22 protein-coding genes and 2 pseudogenes are annotated in these 22,764 nt (G+C 50.9%); 23 read left to right on the top strand and 1 reads right to left on the bottom strand.

Annotated elements, in window-relative coordinates:
• Positions 1–40: 40 nt before the first annotated feature.
• The 23 genes and pseudogenes from PGY33_RS10425 (at position 41) to PGY33_RS10310 (ending at position 21,083) form a co-directional block, all read left to right on the top strand.
• Entirely contained in the window at positions 41–1,282 is a 1,242-nt protein-coding gene (locus PGY33_RS10425; protein ID WP_118505603.1) for a tyrosine-type recombinase/integrase, read from the top strand.
• Between the two features lie 464 nt (positions 1,283–1,746).
• On the top strand, positions 1,747–2,577 hold the full coding sequence (locus PGY33_RS10420) for a phage antirepressor KilAC domain-containing protein (protein WP_118480810.1): 831 nt from the start codon (positions 1,747–1,749) through the stop codon (positions 2,575–2,577).
• A complete protein-coding gene (locus PGY33_RS10415) occupies positions 2,574–2,741 on the top strand; it encodes a hypothetical protein (protein ID WP_185911899.1) in 168 nt (55 codons plus the stop codon). The genes PGY33_RS10420 and PGY33_RS10415 overlap by 4 nt, the downstream gene beginning before the upstream one ends.
• Positions 2,722–3,396 carry a helix-turn-helix domain-containing protein gene (locus PGY33_RS10410; protein ID WP_118480808.1) on the top strand — a complete coding sequence of 225 codons (675 nt, stop codon included), beginning with the start codon at positions 2,722–2,724 and terminating at the stop codon, positions 3,394–3,396. The genes PGY33_RS10415 and PGY33_RS10410 overlap by 20 nt, the downstream gene beginning before the upstream one ends.
• The gene (locus PGY33_RS10405; protein WP_243022938.1) at positions 3,393–3,803 is read left to right on the top strand and encodes a hypothetical protein; all 411 of its coding nucleotides are present in this window, start codon (positions 3,393–3,395) and stop codon (positions 3,801–3,803) included. The genes PGY33_RS10410 and PGY33_RS10405 overlap by 4 nt, the downstream gene beginning before the upstream one ends.
• 220 nt (positions 3,804–4,023) lie before the next feature.
• A pseudogene (locus tag PGY33_RS10400) lies at positions 4,024–8,478 on the top strand (SNF2-related protein).
• A complete protein-coding gene (locus tag PGY33_RS10395; protein WP_118480806.1) occupies positions 8,475–8,807 on the top strand; it encodes a plasmid mobilization protein in 333 nt (110 codons plus the stop codon). Before PGY33_RS10400 ends, PGY33_RS10395 begins: the two are co-directional and overlap by 4 nt.
• A 151-nt stretch (positions 8,808–8,958) precedes the next feature.
• Positions 8,959–9,264, top strand: a complete 306-nt coding sequence (locus tag PGY33_RS10390) for a hypothetical protein (protein ID WP_270478512.1) — start codon at positions 8,959–8,961, stop codon at positions 9,262–9,264.
• Between the two features lie 16 nt (positions 9,265–9,280).
• Positions 9,281–10,753 carry a relaxase/mobilization nuclease domain-containing protein gene (locus PGY33_RS10385; protein ID WP_442865573.1) on the top strand — a complete coding sequence of 491 codons (1,473 nt, stop codon included), beginning with the start codon at positions 9,281–9,283 and terminating at the stop codon, positions 10,751–10,753.
• Positions 10,750–11,331: a winged helix DNA-binding protein gene (locus PGY33_RS10380; protein WP_270478510.1), complete on the top strand. Its 582-nt coding sequence runs from the start codon at positions 10,750–10,752 to the stop codon at positions 11,329–11,331. The genes PGY33_RS10385 and PGY33_RS10380 overlap by 4 nt, the downstream gene beginning before the upstream one ends.
• Positions 11,325–12,329: pseudogene (locus PGY33_RS10375) on the top strand (transposase); the annotation flags it as partial. The gene PGY33_RS10380 and the pseudogene PGY33_RS10375, both read left to right, overlap by 7 nt.
• 198 nt (positions 12,330–12,527) lie before the next feature.
• On the top strand, positions 12,528–12,719 hold the full coding sequence (locus PGY33_RS10370; protein WP_118480798.1) for a hypothetical protein: 192 nt from the start codon (positions 12,528–12,530) through the stop codon (positions 12,717–12,719).
• Between the two features lie 54 nt (positions 12,720–12,773).
• Positions 12,774–13,220: a hypothetical protein gene (locus PGY33_RS10365; protein WP_147356930.1), complete on the top strand. Its 447-nt coding sequence runs from the start codon at positions 12,774–12,776 to the stop codon at positions 13,218–13,220.
• 284 nt (positions 13,221–13,504) lie between these two features.
• On the top strand, positions 13,505–14,194 hold the full coding sequence (locus tag PGY33_RS10360) for an antirestriction protein ArdA (protein WP_118480794.1): 690 nt from the start codon (positions 13,505–13,507) through the stop codon (positions 14,192–14,194).
• Positions 14,191–14,703, top strand: coding sequence for a DUF6329 domain-containing protein (locus PGY33_RS10355; protein WP_118480792.1), 513 nt, complete (start codon positions 14,191–14,193; stop codon positions 14,701–14,703). The genes PGY33_RS10360 and PGY33_RS10355 overlap by 4 nt, the downstream gene beginning before the upstream one ends.
• A gap of 349 nt (positions 14,704–15,052) precedes the next feature.
• Complete coding sequence (locus PGY33_RS10350; protein ID WP_270478507.1) at positions 15,053–15,790, top strand: hypothetical protein; 738 nt, start codon at positions 15,053–15,055, stop codon at positions 15,788–15,790.
• Between the two features lie 90 nt (positions 15,791–15,880).
• On the top strand, positions 15,881–16,582 hold the full coding sequence (locus PGY33_RS10345; RefSeq protein WP_118361954.1) for a response regulator transcription factor: 702 nt from the start codon (positions 15,881–15,883) through the stop codon (positions 16,580–16,582).
• A complete protein-coding gene (locus PGY33_RS10340; protein WP_270478506.1) occupies positions 16,579–17,799 on the top strand; it encodes a sensor histidine kinase in 1,221 nt (406 codons plus the stop codon). The genes PGY33_RS10345 and PGY33_RS10340 overlap by 4 nt, the downstream gene beginning before the upstream one ends.
• Before the next feature lie 132 nt (positions 17,800–17,931).
• Positions 17,932–18,498 (top strand): hypothetical protein, encoded by a 567-nt coding sequence (locus PGY33_RS10335; RefSeq protein ID WP_270478504.1) that lies wholly within the window; start codon positions 17,932–17,934, stop codon positions 18,496–18,498.
• An 86-nt stretch (positions 18,499–18,584) separates the two neighbouring features.
• Positions 18,585–19,109 carry a YcxB family protein gene (locus PGY33_RS10330; RefSeq protein ID WP_270478501.1) on the top strand — a complete coding sequence of 175 codons (525 nt, stop codon included), beginning with the start codon at positions 18,585–18,587 and terminating at the stop codon, positions 19,107–19,109.
• Positions 19,106–19,870, top strand: a complete 765-nt coding sequence (locus PGY33_RS10325; protein ID WP_118753528.1) for a TMEM164 family acyltransferase — start codon at positions 19,106–19,108, stop codon at positions 19,868–19,870. The genes PGY33_RS10330 and PGY33_RS10325 overlap by 4 nt, the downstream gene beginning before the upstream one ends.
• Before the next feature lie 40 nt (positions 19,871–19,910).
• Positions 19,911–20,312 carry a hypothetical protein gene (locus tag PGY33_RS10320; protein ID WP_243038501.1) on the top strand — a complete coding sequence of 134 codons (402 nt, stop codon included), beginning with the start codon at positions 19,911–19,913 and terminating at the stop codon, positions 20,310–20,312.
• Positions 20,313–20,480: 168 nt separating this feature from the next.
• Positions 20,481–21,083 carry a hypothetical protein gene (locus PGY33_RS10310; RefSeq protein WP_118480780.1) on the top strand — a complete coding sequence of 201 codons (603 nt, stop codon included), beginning with the start codon at positions 20,481–20,483 and terminating at the stop codon, positions 21,081–21,083.
• Between the two features lie 382 nt (positions 21,084–21,465).
• On the opposite strand, the gene PGY33_RS10305 is transcribed toward PGY33_RS10310, so the two are convergent.
• Positions 21,466–22,254, bottom strand: coding sequence for a CPBP family intramembrane glutamic endopeptidase (locus PGY33_RS10305; protein ID WP_118480777.1), 789 nt, complete (start codon positions 22,252–22,254; stop codon positions 21,466–21,468).
• Positions 22,255–22,764: the final 510 nt, after the last annotated feature.

Genomic DNA, 22,764 nt, shown 5'->3' with positions numbered 1-22,764 from the left:
TGAATTTGAGAACACTCATTATCAAGAAAGGAAGATTTGTATGGCTAAGAAAAAACAAAGCGTTCCGGAGTACGGAACGGTTACAAGAAAAGGAACACTGTATTACAGAACCAGAATTACAGATGCCGATGGAAAGCAGGTCAGCTTATATGCGACCACCTGCGAAGAATTATATGAAAAGCAGTTAGAGGCCCGGAGACAGGTGGAGGAAATCATCTTTCACCGGAAGCATCCGACGGTTGCCGAGTATTGTGAAAAATGGCTGCTGATGCAGTCGGCAAAGGTGTCTGCGGCTACCATGAAGGGGTATAACCAAAACATGAGGAACTACGTCATCAAGCCTCTGGGAGATATGTATATGGAAGAAGTAACTGCGGATGATATTCGCCTGGCACTTGTTCCACTGTCAAAAAAGTCGGAAGGATTATACGCTACGGTAAATATGTTGATCAAGTGTGTTTTCTATTCGGCAGAGCGCAGTCAGCTAATAACCCATAATCCATGCGTTGGAATTTCAGCAAAGGGCGGAAAAGCATCGAAAAAGAAAGATGCCTTAACTGACCAGCAGGTTGCGGTTCTGCTGGATACGGTGAAAGGACTACCGCCGTATCTCTTTATTATGATAGGCTTGTATGCCGGTCTACGTCGGGAAGAAATTCTTGCATTGCAATGGGAGTGTGTATTTTTGGATGTACGAACCCCGTACATATCTGTGCGGAGAGCATGGAGGTCAGAGCATAACAGACCTGTGATTTCCACAATTCTAAAGACTCCGGCAGCAAAAAGGGATATTCCTATTCCGAAGTGTCTGGCGGACTGTTTACACGAAGCAAAAGCAAATTCAATATCGGAGTATGTGATTGCTGATAGCAAAGGGCTGCCACTTTCTTATTCACAGTTTACGAGAGTTTGGCAGTATGTAGTTGTTCGTTCTGTGAAAGAGAGAACCTACTATAAATATGTGAATGGACAGAGCATCAAATATACCGTCAAGCCGACATTAGGAACAACGCAGAGGAACAATCCCAAGATTCGCTATACCCTGGATTTCGATGTAACACCGCACTTGTTGCGGCATACCTACATCACGAATCTGCTCTATGCGGGCGTTGATCCCAAGACAGTTCAGTATCTAGCTGGGCATGAAAACAGCAAGACAACTATGGACATTTACGCGAGAGTCAAGTATAATAAACCAGAGGAACTTTTCGAGGTAGTGAATGATGCTTTGAACCAAGGGAATCTTGATGAAAAATTACCGATTTCTATGGTTAAGGAATAGGACAACCGACAACAGAAAATGCGAAAAAAGCCCGTAATATCAAGGAAAAACGCACCATAGAGATGTTTAGCCCGGCCTGAAGGCTGCACGTCGCGCACCGCAGTTCTCCAAGCGCTAATCTACAGCTTAATAATGCTAAAAAGCCCGGAAATACACCATTTTCCGGGCTTTTTCTATACCCAAAATTCTGTCTGGACTGTTCGATTTTGATGGAATTTGAACGGAAATTTATGGGTTTATAGTGGCCGAATTACTGGTGGACAAGCCCATTTTGACCTCTTATGGGTTAAATTACTGGTGGACAATAGGAGCAAATGTAGTCCAATTTTGCCGTCAACGGACGAACACATACTTGACTGATTTACATAGAGCCTTGGCTCATTCTTTGAAAACGAGAATGGGTTGAGGCTCTATTTTTTTCGCCAGAAATCCGGCGAGACAAATTCGAGCAGGAGGTAACAGGTATGACGGATTTCAATCAAAAGACCCATGACACCGCTGTGGACAGTCATGGCAGACAGTCGAGGCAGATGATGGAGGTGTTCGAAAATCAGGAGTTTGGTTCGATCCGCGTGTTGCAAGAGGTAGGCAAGACCTTCTTCTGTGCAAGCGATGTAGCGAAAGCGTTGGGGTATGTGAATCCCTATGCCGCAGTGAAACGCCATTGCAGAGGCCCCCTAACGAAACGCGAGGGGGTCGTTCAGAAGGTGAATCAGTATGGGGATGCTGGAGAGCAGGCTGTTGAAATCTCCTTTATCACAGAAGGCGATGTTTACCGGCTGATTGTTCACAGCAAGCTGCCATCGGCAGAACGATTTGAACGCTGGGTGTTTGATGAAGTTCTCCCTTCCATCCGCAAGCATGGTGTGTATATGAGCGATTCCATTTTGGATCAGGTGATTCAGCATCCGGAGGTCATCTACACTCTGGCGCAGGAGCTTGTAGCCGAGAGAGAGCAGCTTGAGGGTATCTGCAAACAACTGGATGCGGCGCAGCCCAAGGCAGACTACTTCGACACCTTTGTAAATTCGGAGGACTGCACCTGCATCCGGAATTTCTGTCAGGAAATCGGTATCCCGGAGAAGACAGCAGTGGCTCTCTTACTGGACCATCGCTATCTGTACCGCAGTCCAAGCGACTGGCTGATGCCTTTTGCAGACAAATCTGCAAGAGGCTATTTTATTGTCCGGGATTGCTACGGCAGAAGCGGAAAACTGGTACAGCAGACGAGAGTGACCTGCAAGGGAAAGAATCATCTCTTCAAGTTGTTTAAGAAATGGGGTGTGATCGAATGACACTTTTTACAGAGGGACGACTTCAGGCATTTGAACGCATGATGCAGGATACCGGCAAATACCATCGCCGGGAGGACAGCGAAGATCGTCCGCGCAAATGTCCGAAGAAAAAAGCGGAGCCTGCGAAAAAGGGTGGTGAGCACCATGCCGGTATTCAGGGTTGAGAAGAACAGCAATTACACAACGATGTGCAATTACCACCTGCGGGATCAGGGTCTCAGCCTGAAAGGAAAAGGACTTCTCTCTATGCTGCTCAGTTTGCCGGACACATGGAACTATTCGGTACGGGGATTATCTTCGATTACACCGGATGGCGTAGATGGGGTGCTTACAGCTCTGAAAGAACTGGAACGTCTTGGGTATCTGGAAAGGAACCAGCAGCGTGAGAGCAACGGTCGGATGGGCAGAGCGGAGTATGTGATCTATGAGATGCCAAGGAAAAAGCCGTGTTCGGAATCACCGTGTACGGAAAAGCCGTATACGGTAAATCCGGATACGGACACACCGGTTACGGAAAATCCCGCGCAATTAAGTACTAATAGAACAAGTACTGAAACAATCAATAAAAGAGAAAGAAAGGAAATCCAGCACCGGTATGGCTCATATGAAAATGTCCTTCTCTCTGACACGGAATACAGCAAGCTCCGGCAGGAGTTCCCGGGAGATTATCTGATGCGGGTGGAACGGCTCTCTGAGTATATGGCCTCCACCGGCAAAAGCTACAAAAATCACCTTGCCACAATCCGGAGCTGGGCAAAGAGAGAAAAGCCGAAGTATAACCCGGCAGACTACACATTTGAGGAAGGAGACAGCCTTTGAGTGACATGGTGCCTGAGGTTTTGAATGCGGCGTTGGATTCGCTCTTTACGCCGAAAGAACCCGGAGAGCAGGAATACAAGGGCGAAGATGGTCTGCTGTATTGTCGGAGCTGCCACACGCCGGTGCAGTGCAGGGTAAAGCTCTGGGGCAGAGACAAGATTGTTCCCTGCCTTTGCAGATGCCAGCAGGAAGCGATGGCGGAGAAGAAACGCCAGGATGAGCTGGTGGAGCGGCAGCGTAAAATCAGGAAGCTGAAAGCAACGGGGATTCAGGAAAAACATCTTCTGGAATGGAATTTTGTCGTTGCAGAAGATAATAAGGATATCCAGATGGCAAATCTACACGCTGAAAGCCTTAGAAAACCAGCACAGGGATGCGACACCGGAGGAACAGGAAACGTTGGCTAATTATGTAGGCTGGGGCGGACTGACAGATGCCTTCGACGCAGAGAAAACTGCCTGGGCTGGCGAATATAAGGAACTGAAAGCAGCTCTCACGGAAGAAGAATATGCCGCAGCCAGGGCTTCGACTCTGAATGCGCATTACACCAGTCCTACCGTGATCCGCGCAATCTATGAAGCATTGGACGGCATAGGATTTGAAAAAGGCAACATTCTGGAACCGTCGATGGGTGTCGGCAACTTTTTTGGTATGCTGTCGGATTCCATGCTAGGAAGCAGAATGTATGGTGTGGAACTGGATTCCATTACCGGGCGCATTGCGCAGAAGCTGTATCCGCAGGCAGAAATCAAGGTGGCAGGTTTTGAGACCACCGACCGGCGTGATTTTTATGATCTGGCTGTGGGCAATGTGCCCTTTGGCAACTACCGTGTCAGTGATAAGCCCTATGATAAACTCGGTTTTTCTATCCACAACTATTTCTTTGCCAAGGCGTTGGATCAGGTTCGTCCCGGTGGCATCGTGGCCTTTGTTACCAGCCGCTATACGATGGATTCCAAGAATCCGGACGCGCGAAAGTATCTGGCGCAGCGGGCAGAACTGCTGGGAGCCATTCGACTTCCCAACAACGCATTCCGTGCCAATGCCGGTACAGATGTAGTGTCGGATATCATTTTTCTGCAAAGGAGAGACCATCCCATTGATATCGAACCGGACTGGGTACATCTGGGACTGACATCGGAGGGTATTGCCCTCAACAGCTACTTTGTTGACCACCCGGAAATGGTGCTAGGTGAGATTACAACGGAAAGCACCCAGTACGGCAAGGAAGAATGTACGGTCATTCCGATTCTGGATAGACCAGCTGCATGAGGCTGTGCAGCACATCGGCGGTCACTATGAAGCGCAGGAGCTGGCTCCGGAGGAAGAACTGTCCTTGCAGGGCGAAACCATTCCGGCAGACCCCAATGTAAAGAACTTCTCCTATGCGGTGGTGGATGGGGATGTCTACTTCCGTGAGAACAGCATCATGCGAAAGGCTGACCTTTCTGCGACAGCCACAGGCAGGATCAAGGGTATGGTGGAGCTTCGTACCATTGTGCAAGAACTGATCGACTACCAGCTGAACGACTATCCGGAGGAGGCGATTGCCCAGAAACAGCGGGAACTGAATGTAGCCTATGACCGATTCGCCGCTCAGTATGGGCTTATCAACTCGCGTGCAAATGCGCAGGCATTTTCAGAAGATTCGTCGTATTATCTGCTCTGCTCTCTGGAAAATGTAGATGAAAACGGCAGGCTGGAATCCAAGGCGGATATGTTCACCAAACGGACGATTCGACCGGAACGGGCTGTTACCAGCGTAGATACTCCAGCAGAGGCTCTGGCAATCTCTATCGGGGAGCGCGGCAGAGCGGATTTGCCCTATATGTCGGAACTTTTAGGTACACCGGGGGAATATGAAAAAATCCGGCAGGAACTGCATGGTGTCATTTTCAAAGACCCGATGTCGCAGGACAACGAGGAAAACGGCTGGGTGACGGCTGATGAATATTTGTCCGGCAATGTCCGGGAAAAGCTCCGCGTGGCAGAACTGGCTGCGGCTTCTGACCCTGCCTTTGCAGTGAACACAGAATATTTGAAGAAAGCACAGCCGAAAGACCTGGATGCCTCAGAGATTGATGTGCGCCTTGGTGCCACATGGGTAAGTAGGGATTATATCCAGCAGTTCATGGAAGAAACCTTTGAACCGCCGTTTTATCTGCGCCGGAACATCGAGGTGAAATTCTCTCCCATGACGGCGGAATGGCAGATCACCGGTAAGAGTACACCGAGCCGGAATGATGTCCATGCCTATATGACCTACGGCACCAGCCGAGCCAATGCCTATCGGATTCTGGAGGATACGCTGAATCTGCGGGATATTCGTATCTATGATACCGTGGAGGACGCGGACGCAAACAGGAGCGGGTTCTGAACAAAAAGGAGACCACTCTCGCCCAGCAGAAACAGCAGGCCATTAAGGATGCATTCCAGAACTGGGTGTGGAAAGATCCGTATCGCCGTGCGGAACTTGTGGAAAAGTATAACGAACTGTTCAACAGTACTCGTCCCCGTTAGTACGATGGTTCCCATATCCGCTTTGGCGGCATGAATCCGGAAATCCGGCTGCGGGAACACCAGCAGAATGCCATCGCTCATGTGCTGTACAGCGGCAATACGCTGCTGGCCCACGAAGTGGGTGCCGGCAAGACCTTCGAGATGGCAGCTTCCGCTATGGAGGCAAAACGGCTGGGACTGTGCCAGAAATCCATGTTTGTCGTTCCAAATCATCTGACCCTTCAGTGGGCAAACGAGTTCCTGCGCCTGTATCCGAGTGCGAAACTGCTGGTGGCAAGCAAAAAGGACTTTGAAACCGCCCGCAGAAAGAAGTTCTGCGCACGAATTGCAACTGGTGATTACGATGCGGTCATCATCGGCCATTCCCAGTTTGAGAAAATCCCGGTGTCCGTAGAACGCCAGGAGCGGATTTTGACTGCCCAGATTGATGAAATCGAAAACGCCATTGCTGAGATGAAATCCCAGAATGGCGAGCGTTTCTCCATCAAACAGATGGAAAAGACCCGGGAAGGATTGGAGGCGAGATTGGAAAAACTCCGGGCAACCGACCGAAAGGACGATGTGATTACCTTTGAGCAGCTGGGCGTAGACCGGCTGTTCGTAGACGAGGCACACGCATTTAAGAACTTGTTCCTCTACACAAAAATGCGCAATGTCGCAGGCTTGTCCACTTCGGAAGCGCAGAAATCTTCGGATATGTTTATGAAGTGCCAGTATATGGACGAGTTGACAGGCGGGCGCGGCATCATCTTTGCGACCGGCACGCCGGTCAGCAACAGTATGACGGAGCTGTACACAATGATGCGGTATCTCCAGTACGGCACGTTGCAGCAGAAAGGGCTGACCCATTTCGACAGCTGGGCTTCTACCTTTGGTGAGACCACAACGGCTATCGATCTGGCACCGGAAGGAACCGGATACCGGGCAAGAACGAGATTTGCAAAGTTCTTCAACCAGCCGGAGCTGATGAACATGTTCAAGGAAGTGGCGGATATCAAGACCTCCGATCAGCTGCATCTGCCGGTGCCGGAAGCAAAGTTTGAAACCGTAGTAGTGCAGCCTTCGGAGCATCAGCAGGCGATGGTGGCGGAGCTTTCAGAACGGGCGGCGGCTGTGCATTCCGGTGTGGTAGCCCCATCGGTCGATAACATGCTGAAAATCACATCGGATGGCAGAAAGCTGGGGCTGGATCAGCGGCTGATGAATCCGCTTCTGCCGGATGACCCTAACAGTAAGCTCAATGCCTGTGTGCGAAATGTGCTTCGGATTTATGAGGACGGACAGTCGGATAAGCTGACCCAGCTGCTGTTCTGCGACCTCAGCACACCGAAAAACGATGGAACCTTCAACGTGTATGAGGATATCCGCGCCAAACTCATCCAGTCCGGTGTGCCGGAAGAAGAAATCGCATTTATCCATGATGCGGATACCGAGGCAAAAAAGAAGGATTTGTTTGCCAAAGTCCGTACCGGGCAGGTGTGGGTGTTGTTAGGCTCGACACAGAAGATGGGCGCAGGCACGAACGTGCAGGATCGGCTGGTGGCCGTGCATCATCTGGATGTGGGTTGGCGGCCTGCGGACATGACTCAGCGAAATGGTCGAATCATCCGTCAGGGCAACCGCAACAAAGAAGTGCAGGTTTATCAGTATGTGACGGAAGGAACCTTTGATGCCTACCTCTATCAGACACTGGAGAATAAGCAGAAGTTTATCAGTCAGATCATGACCAGCAAATCTCCGGTACGTTCCTGTGACGATGTGGATGAGCAGGCACTTTCCTATGCGGAAATCAAGGCACTTTGTGCAGGAGACCCGCAGATCAAGGAGAAAATGGACTTGGATGTAGATGTTGCCAGACTAAAGGTGCTGAAAGCAGACCATCAGAGCCAGCAGTACCGATTGGAAGATAAGCTGATGAAATATTTCCCTGCGGAGATTGAGAAAACACGGGGGTTCATCAAAGGCTTTCAGTCGGATATCCGGGCGGTGGCGGCACATCCGCTGCCGGAAGAAGGGTTCTGCGGCATGGAAGTGAATGGCACACGCTTTACTGAAAAAGCCGAGGCCGGTGAAGCAATCCTCGCAGTCTGTAAAGCCAATCAGAGTTTGGAGCCGGTGCCGCTTGGCAGCTATCGTGGTTTCAAGATGGAGCTGACATTTGACAGCTTCCAGAAAGAGTATCAGGTGCTGCTAAAAGGCGAGATGACTCACCGGGTATCCATTGGCACCAGTGCTGCGGGCAATATCCTGCGTTTGGACAATGCCCTTGCCGGGATTCCTGCAAGGTTGGAAAAGGCGGAACAGCAGTTGGACAGTCTTAGGAGCCAGCAGGAAGCGGCACAGGCCGAGCTTGGAAAACCATTCCCCCAGGAGGCAGAACTGGCAGAAAAGAGCGCAAGACTGGCGGAACTGGATGCACTGCTGAATATGGATGACCGTGGAAAGGATGACCATGACCGTGAAAAAACAACGGGAAAGCCGTCTGTCCTGGCAGAGATGCGTGACCGTGCCGGTCGCATTCCGCCGATGACACATCGGGATGATGAGGAGGTGGCACTATGAGCGTTCGGGAACACTGGATCAATGTCAGAGTAAACCCGGAAGAGCTGGCGAGGATTCGGGAAAAGCAGAAGGAATTGGGTATTCAGAATACCGGTGCCTATATGCGAAAAATGGCGCTGGACGGATACTGCGTGAATCTTGATTTGTCGGATGTGGCGCAGGTATCTACCCTTCTTCGCCGATGTAGCAACAACCTGAACCAGTACGCAAAACGCGCCAATGAATCCGGAAGCATCTATGCGGAGGATATCCGGGATTTGCAGAAGCGGCTGAATGAACTTTGGGAGATGCAAAAGCTGATCCTGAAGAGGCTTTCGGCTATGCGCTGACGGCGCAAATGTGCGGGATTTCTACAGCACAGGGCACAGATGAAACAGTCTGTGCCGTTACATATTATTTGGTCTACCTGTTGACATCGTGGTGTTTGGCAAGCGGGTGCGGTAAAATAAAGATGAAAAGAAAAACAAAGGGGTGAAATCCATGAAGATCGTATGTTTTTTGTTGAATCTGATGCTGAAAATCCTGTTGCTGCCAGTTGCGTTTCTGCTGCGATTTCTGTGCTTTATCTGGAATCTGCTGATGCAGCTATCCCTGTGGGTGCTTTCGCCGGTCATGCTGTTCGTTCTTGGCTGCGGCATCTATTCGGTGGTACGGGCGAGTTGGACAGATGTGTTCCTGCTGACCCTGATTGAGATGGGACTTTTCGCAGCTGCGGTTGGTGCGGGCGGCATCATGGAACTGATGGAACGGCTGTGTGAGCGTGTAGAGGATGTTTTGACAATTTGAAGTTGAGTGGAGGAATATGAAAATGGCAGCTACAAGACTGATTGCACTGCATATCAATAAAGGAAAGACGGTAGCGCAATGTCTGGCTGACCGTACTGATTATTCAGAGAATGCAGCCAAAACGGAAGATGGAAAATATATTAGTGCGTATGCCTGTGACGCACAGACCTGTGATGAAGAATTCCTGCTGTCCAAACGGCAGTATGAGCATATCACGGGAAGAACCCAGGCACATGATGTGATTGCATATCAGATCTGGCAATCTTTTAAGCCAGGGGAAATCACGCCGGAGGAGGCAAACAAGGTTGGGTATGAGACGGCTATGCGATTCCCAAAGGGAAAACACGCATTTATCGTGGCTACCCATGTTAATCGAGCGCACATTCATAACCACATTATTTTTAATTCGACTACATTGGACTGCACCAGAAAATTCCGCGATTTTCACTTATCCGGTCTTGCGCTGGCAAGGCTCAGTGATATCGTCTGCCTGGAACACCGGTTGTCGGTCATTATCCGGAAACCCTATGGAGAGCGGCAGAAGAGAACGGAATACCCAGAGAAAAAATCGCAGCGGGATGAAATCTGCGAGGCCATTGATGCAGCATTGGCAAGAAACCCGAAAGACTTCCGAAAACTGATCGAAATTTTGCAGGAGGCAGGTTACGAGTATAAAGACGGAAAACAGCCTGCCCTGCGGGGAAAAGGCCACGCCAGATTTGCTCGTTTCCGCTCTCTCGGCAAAGGATATTCGATTGAAGAACTCAACGAAGTGATTGCCGGGAATGCGGTTCACAAAAGCAAATTTGTAGAGAAAACCCGCACAAGCGCACGGTCTGCACAGGTGCATCAGAAGGCGGAGCTGTCGTTCCTTATTGATGTCCGTGCCAAAATGCAGGCGGGCAAAGGCGCAGGATATGCGCGCTGGGTGAAAGTCTTTAATCTGAAGCAGATGGCGAAAGCTATGATGTTCATGGAGGAGCATGGAATCAAGAGCTATGCAGAGCTGAAAGAAAAGGCAGATGGAATTTCTGAAAAATGCGATGCGCTGCTGGAATCTGTAAAGTCAGATGAGGCACGGATGTCGGAAGTGTCGGTGCTGCGGAAGCATCTAATCAATTATGCCAAGGCAAAAGATGTTTTTGCTGCGTATAAGGCATTCGGCTACAATCGAGAGTTCTATGAAGCCCATCGGGATATGCTGGCCTTACGCAGCGCAGCGAAAAAAGCATTTGATGCCTATAAGAAAGAGAACGGCTCTGAAAAAAAGCTCCCGCGCATTAGCGAGCTGAACGCAGAGTATGCAATGCTTCTGGAACGAAAGAAAAGCTCCTATACAGAGTACCAAAAGACCAAATCGGAAATGCAGGATTGGCTTGTGGCGCAGAAGATTGTGCAGGAAATCCTGAAAGAGGACGAACAGAAGAAAGAACAGCTGCATGAGCAGGAAGTGCGGCAGGAAGAAGAAAATAAAGAGAATAGTAGATGATAGAATGTCCGGTGCAGCGCGGAAAAATACCACGGGAAGAAATACTTCCATCGGCGCAGATGCTTCTACTGCATTTCATTTATGGCGGCGCACAGGAACTATCTACAAGTCAAGTTGCGAAGGACTTGGAACTGACACCTACTTCTATATCAAGGGCATCGAGACAGCTTGAAGAAATGGGATTGTTGCATATCAGGAAAGTCGGTGTGCAGAGGATCATGCAATCTGAGGATTCTCCGAAAACTCTGTTCCAAAAAGCAGGAGATAAGTTACTGAAAACTCTGTTCCAAAAAGCAGGAGATAAGTTACTGAACCCAATAAAACGAACAGTTTATATTCCGAAAAAATACGTGGGAACAGATTTGCGGGAAAGCGGATATTCGACATTGGAAGAGTATTCCATGCTGAACGCACCGAATGTCGGATGTTATGCGGCAGAAAGAATCTCTCAATGGAAAGATGTTATGACCAATAGCTTGCAGAATTCGCAGGTGCAAGTGGCCGTAGAGATGTGGAGATACAATCCACGAAAATTGTCCACGCGAAACATTGTAGATGAGCTTTCTTTGGCTCGGTAGAGTATATTTTCCGCGGGGTATTAAAGGCAGCTGCGGACGAGGGATATTTGGACACAGAAGCCATATTTGTAGACGGTACGCACATAAAGGCAAGTGCAAATCTGAAAAAGCAGGCCCGCAAAGCTGTACCCGAAGAAGCAAAGCGCTATGCACACGAATTGTTTGATGAGATAAACAAGGACAGAGAAGCGTACGGAAAGAAGCCCTTCGACGAAAACAACAACGGGAATGATTCCGGCAGTGGAGATAACTCCGGTGAATTGGAAACGGTAGAAAAGACTGTTTCTACTACAGACCCGGAATGCGGCGTATTCCACACGGGCGAACACAAGAAAGTCTTTGCTTATGAAGCGCACACCGCTTGTGACAAGCACAACTTTATTTTAGGTGTACATGTTACGCCAGGAAATATTCACGACAGCGTAGCATTTGATTCTCTGTATGATGATATCTGCCAGCACTACCCTGAACACAAAATCGTTGCAGCCGACAGCGCCTACAAAACCCCTTGGATCTGCAAAAGAATCTTTGAAAGTGGCAGAGTTCTGACTTCTGCCTATACACGCCCCAAAACCAAAGACGGCAACCATCCTTGGTATACGTATGTTTACGATGAATACTTTGACGATGTGATTTGTCCGGAATACAAGGCGCTGCGTTATTCTACCACAAACCGCGATGGCTACCGCGAATACAAAAGCCGCTCTTATCTGTGTGCAGACTGCCCAACAAAAGCGATGTGTACACAAAATGCCAAGTGCGAAAAAACCGTTACAAGGCATATCTGGCAGCACTTTGTGGAGATGGCTGAGGATGTACGACACACACCTTCGTACAGGGATATCTACAAGCTAAGACAACAAAAAATTGAGCGTGTGTTTGCCGATGCAAAAGAAAAGCACGGTATGCGCTATACGCAGTACAGAGGCTTGGCTCAGGTTACCAACTGGGTGAAGCTTAAATTTGCTGCCATGAATTTGAAAAAACTGGCCACTTGGAAATGAAAATGGAAAAATCCTTCTCCAGGGAAGAGGCGGAGAAGGATTTTTGCGGCCGATTATTTTTCTTGGCTGCTATTTTCCCTTTTCAAACGAAAAAGCCTGCCTTGGCGTGATTGCTAAGACAGACTTTTTCTACAGGCTGAGGCCGGAGAAGACCTCTCCGGCCTTATTTTTTACAACAGGAGGATCGTTCACATGGACACCCAAAACACAAGCCGTCAGCTCCGCTACCTTGAAGAAGTCCGTATTTCTCTGCACCGTGCTGGTTTTGGAACCCTGCCGGTGGAGGGGGAGCAGTTGCCCGTCCTTTGGAACGGCACACCCCTCTGCCGCATTACCGGCAAGGGCAGCGTGTTCTATCGGCGAGAGGATGTAGACACGCCCTAGGCAGAGGATGCCCTATATCGCGTCGAGGACATCGCCGCGAAGACGCTGGAGTATATGACTGCTATGGAAGCCGCCCCGCAGCTCAAAGCCAGCGGACTGGATGGAGACTACCGCATCCTCGCTGACTTTGGCGGCACGGTGCTGGCGGGTACTCCAAGCAAATACGGCGTTCAATTCGTCACATGGGATTGGGACTATGACCGCACGGGCGTGGTACACGGGCACTACTTCATGGAGAACTACGATGCTGCCAAGCAGGACTTCGCCACACGCTCTGGGCTTATCCCAAAGGAACAGCTTTTCACCACAGAGCAGATGATCGAGATTTATCGCTGCTGTGCCGACTCCATGGACAGCGATTTTTTTGAACTCACTGAAGCGCAGGAAGATTTGATTTGTAGCATCCAGCAACAGATTGAGATATGCGTGCCAGATCTGGGCGAGCGCGTCCGGAGACAAGAGAAAGCGCTGGAACACTCCTCGCAGGAGCAGACAATGTAATACGACATGGCAGCGGCTGGAGTTTTAGTAATAAGACTCCGGCCACTTTTTATATTGGAGGAAATGAAATGCCACAGATCAACCGAAAAAGCTCATTGGGCCATTGGTATGCCCCAGTCTTTGCTCCAGATTATCCCCGCGATCCGCCGGAGATTCACGCTTGCACACTTTTTGAGCGATGCACCGGCTGCCCCTATCCAGGGCATGGCTTCATCTGTTGGCAGAGTGAAGATACCTGCCTGCGGACCAGAATGAACAAAATCACGGATCGGAGGAAAACAAAAATGATGATTCAAGTGGTTCTCAGTAATCCCAGCCACCCGGAATACGGCGTGGTGACCCTCCCGTTCTCCATCCCCCGCGACCAGTACGCGCACTGCATGGAGCTGCTGGCGGCGTTGGAGATTGGCGACGCGCTCAAGACGGACTGCAAGGTGGAGAAGATCGACAGCTTCTACGCTGTCCTCAAGCGCGCAGAGATGCTCACGGTCAATGTGGAGGAGCTGAATTACCTCGCCAAGCGGCTGGAGGATAGCCAGCTCCCCAATGAGGTGGATGTCCTTCTCGATATGGAGTACGAAACTTTCTCCGACCTCAATGAACTGGCAGAGGCAACGGATGGGTTATCAAAAGCAGATGTGGGAAAGTTGGGCGCTGTGGTCATGCTGGCAGAGCCAAAGTCCGCGGCACAGATCAAAAACCTTGCAGAACACCTCGACCTCTTTGACTTCGCCTCCGGTGCGCATACGCCGCAGGAGTACGGCAAGTATATGATCCGGCAGTCCGGTCGCTTTGACTATGACGAAAACCTGGATGATTTTTATGACTATGAAAAGTGCGGCACGGAGCGCATAAACGCGGAGGACGGGATGTTCACCGACCGGGGTTACATCGCCTATAAGGGTTGTTACAGTATGGAGGAAGTGATGAACAGTGGTCAGAGCAGCCGCATGGAGATGGGAGGGATGATGTGATCATTCAAGCAGAACTGAAGTGTAAGCAGACAGGATGCGAGGCAGAATCCTGTGCCGTGGATAAGGTCATCGAGCTGCCAAGCCCGCGGTTCAGGCAGTTCAGCCGCGCACTGCTGGCTGACTATGATTTCATCGCAGAGAACAAAAACGCTGTCCAGCGTGATGAGGACGCCAGGCACTGCCTGCTCATCTTCGACGCGGAGGGAACGGACGGTTTCCTTATTGACCCGCAGGGGCACAACTACGCTCGGTACAGTGCCTTTATTCCCAACGTCCGCAGCTTGCTGACGCCGGATATGGCAATCGACCGCAGCTATCTTTCGCCGGCAGAGCCTTGGCGGGATGAAAATCGGGATGAAATGCTCCGCATGACGCTGCGTGTCGAGGGAAAGCCCGATTACACCCTCGTCCTCCCCGCTGACGAGGAATATCTCGATGCTGTGAGGGCTTACCTTGATATTGATGTTTTCGCGGATGCCATGCTCTGTGATATTCACTTTAAGGTATAATAAAAACAGCTATAACTGGGAGTTCAAGCTGGATCGAGGAGGGGTTCAATATGACCCCACCAGAACCTCCCACTCTATCGGAGGATTAAGACAGAGAAAGAACAAGCATGGAGCAGAAACTCATGTTTTTGTGCTTGCGGGGGCGGGCAAATTCAGCACCATAATGGATTGAAACGAACACCCATCGGTCGGCTACCGGGTGGGTGTTCATTGTATAACACAGGCGCTGTGACGAATTTGTGACACTTTCCCCGCACTTTCGCGGGAGAATTTCAATGCAGCTTTTGGTATGATACAGACAAGGTTGATACACAACCACAAATACTTCAAAAAAGGAGCGTAACATACCATGAAAAAGAAAACGATTTGGAGATTTGCACTGGCACTGGCGTTGGTGGTATCGACTGTCGGCACGGCAACTTCCGCCTTTGCCGCCACATCCGTACCAATGGAGCCTGTTACTAAAATTGCTACCGAGAACGAGGACGCCATCTGGGAGCAGATTGAGGCGGTGGAAGAGAAGAGCGACGCCATCTTCCAGAGAAACGCAGCGCTATGGGAAAAACTGGATGAAATCTACAACGCCCTGCCTGACGACTATGACTTCACAGACTTTGACGAGGCGGCGTTTATCCGCAGCACCAATGCCCTGACCGAAGCGGAGAAGAAAACGCTTCTGGCAGACATCAAGGAGCTGAACGAGCTGGACGCCCAAATGGAGGCGCTGTATGAGAAGCTGCCCGACTGCGACAATATGCCGCTCTACGAGAAGGCACTGGAAAAAGCCGACCCCAAGGTACTGGATGAGATCGACACCCTGGAGCAGGAGTATGACCGCGTCTGCGAAAAGCACGCCGACCTGTGGGACAAGGTAGATGAAGCGTACTTCAATCTGCCGGACGACTACGACTTCGACAACTACGATGAGGCCTCCTTCATCCGCAGCCTGAGCTTCCTGACCGACGCGGAAAAGGATGCGCTGATCGCCGACTCCAACCGTCTGGTAGAGCTTGATAACCAGCTGTGCAAGCTGTACGATTCCATCTGGGGCAACACCGGCTGCGAAAGCGGCATCTGCCCCTTTTGACAGAAAGACGATATTCTGATAGTATAAAATCAACATCATGCCGATGCTGCGCCTACGCGCAGCATTTGGCGCTGCTTTCAAGGAGGACGCATGGGACATTCCATCTATTTAGCGGACGATGAAAAGAGCATCCGGGAGCTGCTCCATAGCTTCCTCGCAAGCGACGGATATACCGTGCGCTCCTTTGAAAGCGGCGATGCGCTGCTGGAGGCGTTTCGTCAGGAGCCTGCGGAGCTTGTAATACTGGACATTATGATGCCCGGCACGGACGGACTTACCGTGTGCCGGGAGCTACGCTCGGTTTCCGATATCCCCATTATCCTGCTTACGGCCAAGGACAGCGAGCTGGACTATGTCATGGGCATCAGCCAGGGCAGCGACGATTACCTCACCAAGCCCTTCCGCCCCACCATACTGCTCATGAAGGTGAGAGCCCTGCTGCGCCGGGTGGAGATGGACAGGGGGAAAACAGCGGCGGCAGTAGATGAATTGCGCTATGGGGATCTCCGCTATTCCGCTACGGAAAATGCTGTCTTTTGCGGAAGCACGATCGTGGCACTGACCCAGACCGAGCTGCGGCTGCTCAGCTATATGATGAAGCAGCCGGAAAAGGCCTATTCCCGCGAGGAGCTGCTCAGCGCGGTGTGGGGCTTTGATTCGGAGGTGGAGACCCGTGTGACCGACGAAACCCTGCGCCGTATCCGAAAAAAGCTGACGCAATCGGGCAGCACCGTCAGCGTGAGCACCATATGGGGCTTTGGCTATAAGCTGAAAGGGGCAGAGCGCACATGAAAAACATCAAGCTGCGGATCGTGTACCTGATCCTTTGCTCGGCTCTGCTGCTCTTTGCACTGTTCATGCTGGCGGTGAACCTCATCATACCTGCACACTTTGTGCGTGAGGCAAAAAAGGCGCTCATCAGCGAGGCACAGTACCAGAACCGCACCATCCCCTATACCGACGATGGATCCTTTTTTGACGATGAATGGAATGACACGGAGGAGCACTTCCTTACGCCAAGCATCGTATTTTTAGAGCTGGATAATGCCAATCAATCAAGCGGTTGGAACAGGGACGCATATCGTCTGGAGAAAAAACTGCTGGAATACTGTAAGGGGCGGGATCTATCGCTCAACCAATGCTATACCTTCAAAACGGACAAGCATCACCTGATATTCATGTCCGTGCAGGAGGAGCAGGATGATTGGGAAAAGCCGTACGCCTATATCATGTACATAGACATCGGGCCCATCACCCGCTATATCGTGACGCTGAACTGGGCGTTCTTTGCGGTGCTGCTGGCGATCTCCTCCGTCATGTGCCTGCTGGGGTTCCGGTTTGGCAGGAATATTGAGAAGGAGGCGGAGCGGCAGCAGACCTTCTTCCAGAATGCCTCCCACGAGCTGAAAACGCCGCTGATGGCGATACAGGGCTATGCGGAGGGCATACAGGCGGGCGTGATGGACACAGGCAGCGCGGCGGAGGTGATCCTGGAGGAGAGCGACCGCATGACGGAGCTGGTGGAGGAGCTCCTGGACATCTCGAAAATCGATATGGGGCGGCAGCAGCTTGCCCTTTCCGAGATGGATATTCGGGAGCTGCTCTACGACAGCATACGCGCCGTGGAATCGGCAGCCGCTGCCAGCGGCATTACCATCGCGCCGGACTTCTCTGAAGAACCCATCATGGTCAAATGCGATGACACGCAGATGCGCAGGGCGGTCACGAATATCCTGACCAACGGATTGCGATATGCCCGCAGCGAGCTGCGCCTGACCTGCCGCGCAGACAGGCGGCAGGTGACGATACGCATACAGGACGACGGGGACGGCATCGCCGAAGCGGACTTGCCGCACATCTTCGACCGCTTCTATATGGGGCGGAGCGGAAAATCCGGCATCGGTCTTGCGCTGACCCGGGAGATCATCCACCTGCACAAGGGAACCATCCGCGCCCGCAACGGGGACACCGGTGCCGTTTTCGAGATCTCCATTCCGGTGAGCAGATAAGAAGATCACCGCGCCGCCTTTGAGCGTCCATCTTGTAAAAAGGACGGGCCTGGAAAGAATCTTTGCTGGTGCCGGGCGGAGAGTTTCCCGTGATTTCCTCTTGTGCCCACATTGTCAGAATGGAGTACATCTATGGACTGCAAAGCAAAAAAATATCTGCATATTTATGACTGGAACTACTGGTGGGGCTATTACCGCTGCTGTAAGGACTGGGAACCTTTCCATGCAGCGGAGTTTTCTCTTTCCGAGGACGAGGCAGGAAAGGCGCCCTTTTTCCACTTTGATTTCCATAACCTCCCTGCCCTTCACCAGATCATTCTGGACGGTGAGTTTGTGGAGCCGGATAATCCGGATCATCCGCACTTTCTGGAGCAGGCAAGGCGGCTCAGAAGCGGTGAACAGGACTGGTTCGTCGGGGCGCTGTACTATCCGCTTTTTTCACCGGAGATGCATTTCTGCAACGCCTCCGTCCGGAGCGGCGTCCCGCTGACACAGCTGCTTTCCCCGTCTGTACCGCCCTATTACGGGGTGATCTTTCTCCGGGAGGAGCGCCCCCTCACTCCGGAGGTGCTGACGCATTGGGCGGAGACTCTGTCCCAGCCCCTGTTCGGCCAGCCGTTTTCCTGCACGCTTGCACAAGTTCCCAGCCGGCAGGAGGCGATGGAGCAGTTTGAGAATGAGATGCGGCTGATGCGATGAACGAGCGTCCCGCCGCGATGTCCGGCGGCAGATGCAAGGCCCCCAACGCCCTGCGGCTGCAGAATTACTTACAACGGAGAAGATGTATGACATTTGAAATTCACAGCGACATCACAAATCGATCTATGACCATAGCCGCCCGCGCGATGCGCAGGGTGCTGCGGCCAAAGAGAAGCATTGTTTGGACCATCTTCGGCTGGAGCGTCTTTGTATTCAACGCATTGCTGCTGATCCCATTCGATGGAGAGCCTTTTGCGCTTGATGTCAGGACGGTGACTTCCCTGCTGACAGAGGTGATGCTGCTGTCCGTTCTGCTGTTTCAGGACCGATTCAATGGCATGATCGCCCGCAAAAACGCGCTGGCGGGCACAAAGGAATATCATGTCGCATTCGGTGAGGATTCCTATACCGTCGTTACGGCGGTCACCACCTCCACGTTCCACTATGAGCTGATCGACGCACTGGCTGAGTCGCAGGACTACATCATCCTTCTGATGAAGAAACGCTATGCGCAGCCTCTGGACAAGCGTACTCTTACCGGCGGAACGGTGGAGGAATTCAAACGATTCCTTGAGGAGAAGACCGGAAAGACGTTCCGGCGTGTGAAATGAACGAATTTTCTATTACGCCCTTTCGCGGGCCGCATTTGCTTCTGCTTTTGCTTACGGCAACGGCGGTGCTGCTCATATTCTTGCTGCTGCGCGGAAAACCGGAAGCACGGCGCTCCCGGTATCTGATCGGCGTTTGCTTTTTTAATCTCGCGCTGTTTGCCGGCTACAAGCTCTCGCTGTCCATGGACGCAGCGTATATCCGTGCGTACTATCCCAATGGCTTCAGCATTTTCAATGAGCTGCCGCTGCACCTGTGCAACATCAATCTGTTTCTGATCCCGCTGGGCGTGTGGAAGAGAAACTGCTCGATCATGGGCTTTTCCTTCTTTGTAGCGCCCCTTGGCGCACTGATGGCGCTGCTCTTCCCGGAGCCTCTGTTCTCCGGCTTTTCGCTGTTAATGCCGCGAATTTTCGGCTACTATGTGACCCACGCGCTCCTTGTTGTCTGTGGCCTGAGTCTGGCGACGCTGGGCTTTTACCGCCCCGACCCCAAGAATATCCCGCGGATCCTCAAGACCTTTGGTTTGCTTGCCGTAGGCGCGCACCTTATCAATCTCCTTTTACGCCTCACGCTCTGCCCAGAGGCGAACTACTTCTTCACCTACGGCGCGGAGATCGGTGTGCTCAAGCTGTTTTGGCGTATCATCCCGGCGCCGCTGCTTTACGGGCTGCCGGCACTGCTGATTTTTGCAGGCTATATGTACGCAGTCTGTGCGTTGTCCCGCCTGATGCAAAGGGCGGAAGAAGTGCCTTTTTCATAGATTGGATAAGTTCCGCAGCAAAAAACAGGAGGATAAGACATTGCTGGATAGAAATGTAAGAGGAATCGGAATCGCTCTGTGCTTATTGACTCTCTTTATCTTCCTGTCCGGATGCGGCTCATTGAAGGATGACACTCTTCTGACCGTCAATGCAGTGATCACGGAAGTTGATACAGGAAAGCAAACCATAACGGTAAAAGACGATGCCGATGAAAACACTTTAGGTGAAGAATGTCTGATAGACTGTTCGTCTACTCCTATGGTCTATTGCGACTTTGCCACGCAGAAGGTTACAAGGATTTCTTTTGAGGAATTGCAGGTCAATGATAAGGTTATTGTGAGTATCAGAAGCTCGGAAATGGAGAGCTTCCGAAGCGGCGGCGGGGAAAATACAATCAAGGTCGAACAATTGCAGTTGTATACACAAAGAGCTGCTGGATGAGCCTCTGCTGTCCACTACTGTATTTGGGCTTCGAGATCGAACCGGAGAGCATGAAGTGGGTCATTCAGCACACCAACGCTAACATAGTCGAAACGGACTTCTTCGAGACCTGCAGCACCTCTTATGCCAATAGCATGGTACTGTGGATAATCTTGTGAGGATACGCATATGAGCAATCAAAATAAACAGCTGTATATCGTAATCAGCCAGACCGGAACACTTCTGTCCCGGATCCTTAAACAAATCACCGGCGCAGAATATAACCACGCCTCCATCAGCCTGTCCAGAGATTTAGAGAGGATGTACTCTTTTGGCCGCAGGCATCCCTATAATCCGTTTTGGGGCGGCTTCGTGATAGAGTCTCCCCGTACCGGTACCTTCAAGCGTTTTTCCGAAACCAAGGTGTTGGTTCTGAGTGTGAGTGTCACAGAAGAACAACACGCAGAGCTCAAAGAAATGCTCGATGTGATGTGGAAGCGGAGGAGGAAGTACAGTTACAACTATATTGGCTTATGTCTGGCATACTTCCATGTTGTCTGGAAGCAGGAGGACTGCTATTATTGCTCAGAGTTTGTCGGAGAGCTTCTCACAAAAAGTCGGGTTGACGGCATGGAACAGCTACGTTCCTCTATCATACAGCCGATGCAGTTCCTTAGAGTGCCGCACACACTGCTCTACTGCGGAAAACTTCGCGAATATGTGAGCAACACCTGTTCCGAGGGCATATGTGAAGATGCAACGAACCGCACAGTGCATAGGCGACTGCCATAACAGCAGATAAGGGAGCGCGTGGTCGAGTATCTGCAAAGGTGTGGTTTTGATCCGCCGACGTGGCTTCTGCTTTTTGCCGTCATAATGGATATTCGTCCTGGATATGTTGACCACAGGGGGTGTGTTCCTCATACACAAGCCCTGTGGTCATTGAATATCTTTGTAGGCTTGGGGACGGTCGTTTCAACCGTGTGTACCCGCTTCCTTGGCCGGCGACCATGGAACTGGACCAGATTCCTGTGGAAATACCTGGACAGATAAGATGGGCTGCCGTGGCTTTGGCGTTGCTTACTGTGCCCCGGTTCCTGTTTCCATGATAAAAAAACAGCGGCACAGAGAGTTGCTCTGTGCCGCTGTATGCTTTATACATTGTATAAAAACCTTACATGCTATCTGCTCTTTTGTCCTGTCTGAGTGAGCGGTAGACGACATACCCTGCCGGAGCAATCATAATCAGAATAAAAATGCTGATCAGTTCATTCACTTCGGATGGCGCAAAGCCCTGCAGCATAGTAATGAGGTTGTTTGCGAAATGCACGAGGATGGGAAACAGCAGGTTCTTTTTCTTCTCGTAAAGGATTCCTGCGGCAATACCCATGAAGGTGGCATAGGCAGCCTGCACGATATTCAGGTGATAAACGCCGAAGAGTACAGATGATATTAGAATCGCGGCCCAAACGGGGATGAATTTCCGCATGGAGCGAAGTACAATGCCGCGGAATAGAATTTCTTCTACAACAGGTGCAGCAATCACTGCAATCATAAATGTTCCAAATGCATTTCCGCCGGCAATATTTTCAGCACCGGCGTTTATTGCCTCAACGCTTTTCTGCAGCGAGGGAAGCTGTTCTGCCAGCATGATCCAAAGACCGGAGATCCCGCAAATGCCAAATCCCACGACCAGACTGCCGAGCACATCTTTAAAATTTGTCGCTGTGCGCGGTTCGCTTATATCTTTCCTCCAAAGCAGTTTATAGAGCGTAAAGAATACGAGGATAAGAACAGCGTAGATCAAAATCTCGCCCCAATATGAGTGTTTCATAAATTGCTGCGGGGGGATATGAAAAATATCCAAAACGAGCCTTTCCACAAGGAAATATAATAGATTGGATAGCAAAAAATGTAGTGCGATTGCAAGAATGGGAATAGCGAGATATCTTTTTTTCATCATACGGTCAATTTTTTCTCCTGTCTGTATTTTTGAGGGGACTGCAGCAGTATAACAGATTTAACTTAAAGTCTTCGTTAAGGGGTGAAGCCGCAACCTTTCGGAAGCGGCATCGCAAAAGGACACTGTTCATCTTCCCTGTCGAACCTTTTGATCTTCCTCTAAAAGATGTTTTCCTCATAGTTGGTGACATGCTGAATTTGGCATTAGGCTCCTTGTGTTCTGCAAAGCTTTTGAAGTTCAAACAGAAAATACCCACAGCCAAAGCGGCTGTGGGTATGATCAAATCAGATTGTACGAGCTGACGCGACCTTGTCAATCTCTGCAGGTTCGTAGTTGCGCTCTCCTTCTGTAAAAGCCCAACATTCTGCCCGGTGTATCCGCACTTTCCAATACGCCCAAAGGGGGCTTGAAGGGGAGATTCTTAACGCGCAGAAGGAGGAAGGCCGTCCGTCTCTGGCGCCTGGAGAAGAAAGTGGCTTTTATGAAAGTCAAGCAGGCCCTCATCCCGCA

The sequence above is a fragment of the Butyricicoccus sp. AF18-9LB genome (genome assembly GCF_027684505.1).
GTDB classification, from domain to species: domain Bacteria; phylum Bacillota; class Clostridia; order Oscillospirales; family Butyricicoccaceae; genus Agathobaculum; species Agathobaculum butyriciproducens.
Note: the sequence above shows the minus strand (reverse complement) of the source record. Positions and strands in the feature narration are given on the sequence as shown.